Source organism: Nostoc sp. (assembly GCF_036917575.1).
Taxonomy (GTDB): domain Bacteria; phylum Cyanobacteriota; class Cyanobacteriia; order Cyanobacteriales; family Nostocaceae; genus Nostoc.
In genome coordinates, this window is record NZ_JBALDC010000036.1 from 1 (window position 1) to 4741 (window position 4741).

At 41.7% G+C, this 4741-nt stretch carries 4 protein-coding genes; 2 read left to right on the top strand and 2 right to left on the bottom strand.

Features of this window, described 5'->3' with window-relative positions; all coding sequences use genetic code 11:
* Positions 1–321 precede the first annotated feature (321 nt).
* Positions 322–993, top strand: a complete 672-nt coding sequence (locus V7K79_RS08050) for a heterocyst differentiation related protein (RefSeq protein ID WP_335046378.1) — start codon at positions 322–324, stop codon at positions 991–993.
* A 162-nt stretch (positions 994–1155) separates the two neighbouring features.
* Here the strand turns inward: V7K79_RS08050 and V7K79_RS08055 are convergent, their stop codons facing one another.
* The gene (locus V7K79_RS08055) at positions 1156–3078 is read right to left on the bottom strand and encodes a serine/threonine protein kinase (protein WP_335046380.1); all 1923 of its coding nucleotides are present in this window, start codon (positions 3076–3078) and stop codon (positions 1156–1158) included.
* Positions 3079–3241: 163 nt separating this feature from the next.
* Here V7K79_RS08055 and V7K79_RS08060 point away from each other — a divergent pair, with 163 nt between their 5' ends.
* Entirely contained in the window at positions 3242–3730 is a 489-nt protein-coding gene (locus V7K79_RS08060) for a hypothetical protein (protein ID WP_335046382.1), read from the top strand.
* Between the two features lie 111 nt (positions 3731–3841).
* Here the strand turns inward: V7K79_RS08060 and V7K79_RS08065 are convergent, their stop codons facing one another.
* Positions 3842–4564, bottom strand: coding sequence for a hypothetical protein (locus V7K79_RS08065; protein ID WP_335046385.1), 723 nt, complete (start codon positions 4562–4564; stop codon positions 3842–3844).
* Between the last annotated feature and the right edge of the window lie 177 nt (positions 4565–4741).

Sequence of the window (4741 nt, forward strand, 5' to 3'; positions counted from 1 at the left end):
CCCCCCCCCCCCCCCCCCCCCACCCCCCCCTAACAATGATTATCATTTTTATTATCTGTATATTTTATTTTCTGGAAGTCCCTTAGACAGAGAAAGTAGATTAAAAAAGATAACAGTGTAGTTTTTTAAGCCTTATTTGGTGGACAATTTGACCATTATGGTCTTGAATATTAACATCAGATATGATGATGTAAAAAAACTAGCTGATACAGTTGCTTATAGTTTGAGTATTATGTGAAATTAAGTAGGCATAATTTATGAGTGTGAGAGTGAGTCAGTCAAAAATGATTATAGTTACGTCGCAATCGAGGAGCAAAGGCGATGAGTGAGAGTATGGCATTTATCGGCGGAGTGGCCGTAGCTGGGCTGGCGGCTCTCGTATTGCTCAAAGGAACAAATATCCCCCTACAATCTAACTTCGCTGTTGCTCCGCAAATGCCAGGTACTGTAGTAGCGCCCCAAGGAATACAGCCACAAATGTATCCTTACGGGCCTTATGGGCAACCAATGTATCCCAATCCTAATCAGTCGTCAGTTGCTCCTAATACTGACCAGCGTCAAGACATGGAAAAGTTGAACACGCAGATGCAGCTGGAGCGTTTAAAAAACGACAATGAACAGTTAAAGTCGCAAAATCAACAACTCCAGGGCCAAGTCCAAAATTTCAATACTCAGCAGCAGTGGCAACTAGCCCAGCAGAATAACCAACAAAAAACAGCAGCAACATTCCAACCGCAAAATACTTGGTGGTCTTCACCCGTGCTTTGGGCTGTGGGAGGTGCAACTCTCACTATTGGTGGTGGTGTTGTCGTCGCTGGGGTATTGGCTTTATTCTCACCACGGCAGCGTCCAGCCCGTACTGTACAAGTGATTCACCCTTACCAAGGAAATACACCACCCTTGGTTCCAGTGCGTCGCGCTGAGTTTTTGCCTGCTTCGCGGATGGAAGCAAGACGAGTTGAAGCTCAAGAATACGACGAAATGCACGGATAGAGAAAATAAAACTACAGATAAATATCGTTTCCAGGCATAAACTGGAAACGATATTTATTGGGCTGATGCTGCGAGTTCGGGAGGCAGGAGGTAGAAACTCTTTATATCTGATGTCGAGTCTTGCATTTTGTACCTCAATTAAAAAGCAAACTGCTGTAACTGTTAAAAGCCGCTTTTAGGAGTTTCTGTGGTATTAGGACTCTCTGTGGTTGCAGGTTGATTAGTATTAGGAAGTTTCTGTTGGGTATTCTTTTGATTACCTTGATTTTTTAGCTCAGTTAGTGCCTGTTTTGCCAGATTTTCGGCTGCTCGTTTAAATAATGGTTCGATTCTATTTCGCCAATATTGAGTATTAGGTAACTTTTCTGGATGGTTTCTATAATCTAAAACTTTATCCCATTTACCATCATCTATTGCTTTGTTGATCTCATTAGATAATGCCTCTGCCTTAGCCCAATCTGACTGCCATTGGGCAATCATTTTGCCTGTTTCTTGGATACCAGAAGCAGCATTTGCCGGAACCGATCTTAAAAGTGCGATCGCTCCAATTATATCCCCGGAATCATACTTCTTTTTTGCTTGTTCGATAATATTGGCACTGTTATCATTAGGCTGCGATCGCTCTGATTTTTCAGCATCGCCAGTTGACCCCTTCGGCTTTTCCGGTAATGGAGTTACTACATCCTGAGATTTGGGTTGTGGCTGAGGAATTGTTCGAGTTGCAATCAAGCTACTATCATCTACAATCCTAGTTGCAATACCTTTTTCACGCAGGCAAGAACCCCATTCTTGATTATTGGTTATCACGGTCGGATGTGCCCAAGCCAAACGACCAGATTTAAGTTTAACTTCTATCCAACCTGCTTTTGTCCGTTTGCCAGTCACCTCGAAACTGGTATTATCACCAACTGTTTGCACAATATTATTAGAATTTATCGAACTAGGTTCAGAACGGATATTAGAATTTCCGACAACAACAGCCGAGCATTTGTTTGCTAAGGCAGTATCCTTACCTGTAAGATTTAAAGCTAAATTTTTCACATTTGGATATACATTTGCTACCAAGGCAGCCGCACCACCCGCCAGTAATATGCCAATTAATATCGGCCAAGGGTCGGATTTACTAGAGTCTTTACGTACAGGTTTGGCAGGATTGGCTGGTGCAAATGCAATAGTTTGCAGCCGAGATACTTGAGGCTGAGATTTGGCTGCTTGGTAACTGGAATTGTTGGCAGCTTCTTGAGGTGTGGAAAGTGTAGGTACTGGATTAATCGCATCTTTACACGCTTGCAGTGCTTCTGTAGCATTTTGGTAGCGGTCTTTGAAGTGATAACGCACCATCTTGGACAATACTGCCGCCAGTCGATGGTTCACGGTTACTGAATGCCGCCAGATAACTTCCCCCGTTTCTGGGTCTTCTTGCAATTCTGTTGGCTGCAATCCTGTTAGTGCTTGAATGGCGATGATGCCAAGGGAATAGATATCGCTGTTGGGACGAGGTTTACCTTGCCCTTGTTCTGTGGGCATATAGCCAGGAGTACCGATAACTACTGTCGCAGAGGCTTGTCCGCCCACTGTTACCAGTTGTGTACGCAGTTGTTTCACTGCTCCAAAATCAACTAAAACTAACTTATTATCTGAGGCACGGCGGATGATATTATCCGGTTTGATGTCGCGGTGAATCACGCCTTGGCGATGGACAAATTCCAGAATCTCTAGAATTTCCTGCAACAGTTGAACTACTTGGCTTTCACTCCAGCGCTTACCAGATATAAGTTCCTCAGCTAGAGTATGTCCTTCAATATATTCTTGTACTAGATAGAATTCTTGGTTTTCGTCAAAGTATGCTAGCAGCCTGGGTATTTGGTCATGGTTGCCCAGTTTTTCTAAGGTTTCGGCTTCATTGCTGAACAGGCGTTTAGCAGTATCAAAAACTCTGGGGTCAGTTCCGGGTTTAAGGTGCTTGACAACGCAGATAGGATTGCCGGGCCGCCTAGTATCTTGGGCAATGTAGGTTTGACCAAATCCTCCCATCGCGAGAACTCGAATTACTTTGTAACGATGGTCTAGTAGCTTGCCGATCATATTCCCTCCCCAGAGTTATTACCTAATTTTCCAGCTGGTAATAAATATCTCCAAATTTTCTTCAATGAAATCCGCTATCTTGAGAAAAGATTTAGATTAAAAACGCAGCTTTTTAATAAACGCAGACTGTTTATTTTTCTTTTAGTGCCCCTGTTTAGTACCAATGCCACCTAAAATAACAAACTCAGTTGCATGGCAGCAGGCTGAAATCCTCATGCAACCTGCTTTCATTCGCGTTATCGACAATATCCGCAAGCGGCTTGATGAATCTTCCTGGACGGGAACTTACCACGATGTGCTGATTTGGCCGCCTAACACCACTGATGAAATCAAAGCATTGGTGAGTGAGCTATTGCAAGCAATCGAAACTGCAACACCCCAAGAAGCAGATGAAATCAGAGGAACTCTGGCTCGTCTGCCGATGCCCCATCCAGGATATCATCTACGTTTGCAGCGTCAACAGCAAGAAGCGAGTATCGATTTGTGGGAACTGTGTTATGAAGTGTGTTTTGTTGAATACACACCACAGAAGGAAGTTGCTGATATTGATACTAGTTTAATCGATGAATTCGGTGAAGTCGATTGGCTGCGTTTGGATGCTAAGTCAAAGGAGTTAGTTGAGCAGGCGTTTGCTAAATTGCCAGAAGGGTAACAAATAAAATGCCCTCAGAATAGAATTCTGGGGCTATAAAAATGAAACCCACGAAGGTGGGTTAATGAGGTAAGGCTTTCTTAGTCTGTTTGGGTTAGGAAAGTCTAATATCTATCTAACTGTTTGTAATGGCTTCCAACTATTCAAAGATGCTTGAACATCTGTTAAGTCAAGCAGATATTTAGTAAGCTTCTCTTTGTGAATATTAAGGATTTCACGAATCTGTTCAGCCTCTACTTCTTTTGTATTCCGTTCTTTCAGCAAACGGTCAAAATCATCTTGAAACATTTTAATAAAGTCATTGATTTGCTGTTCTGCACTTCTAAAATCTTCCTTAACTTGTGTTTCAATCACTCGCTGTAAAAGCTCTTGGTTTTTTGACACCTGCTTATCTATATTCTTCTCAATTTTTTTTGCTGTTTCGCGTAAGTCAATTTCGTAAAATTCATACTTTTCCTGGTATGAGACATCTACATAATAGACTTTATCCGATTGACAACAACTACTATCTTTTTTTGCTTCTTTTCGTGTGCGAGTAAACACCTCTTGCTGGTATTGAATTTCTGCATCTATTCCTCGGAACTCAAAGCTAGGAAACTGAATATCATTTATATTTATATGAACGTTCAAAGATTGCCCAAGATCCTGAGAAAGTTCATTTGATATCTGTTGAATATCTTCTTGTATTTTTTTAACTAAAGCTTCTCTTATTTTTGTGCCGTCCCTGACTAGCTTATCTTGAGTGTCTAGCCACAAACTTTGAATATGAGGAGCGCAAAAATCATTGATAGTAGTACCAATTTTTTGAGCTTCCACTCTAGTTTTTACTTTCAAGATGTATAAGTCTGATTCTGATATGTTTGAAGAATTTTCATACCTGGAATCAGAAATATTTAATGAGTCTGGAACAGACTGCTTGGGAGCATCCCACTTTGGCGAAAACATCAAATAGTGAGTGTTCCATTAAGGTAAGCACAACGGACAGAAAGTACCGAATTAACGTTCTCAATT

Coding starts and splice junctions, on each gene's coding strand:
- V7K79_RS08050 (WP_335046378.1), top strand. CDS start 322: ATGAGTGAGAGTATGGCATTTATCGGCGGAGTGGCCGTAGCTGGGCTG.
- V7K79_RS08055 (WP_335046380.1), bottom strand. CDS start 3,078: ATGATCGGCAAGCTACTAGACCATCGTTACAAAGTAATTCGAGTTCTC.
- V7K79_RS08060 (WP_335046382.1), top strand. CDS start 3,242: ATGCCACCTAAAATAACAAACTCAGTTGCATGGCAGCAGGCTGAAATC.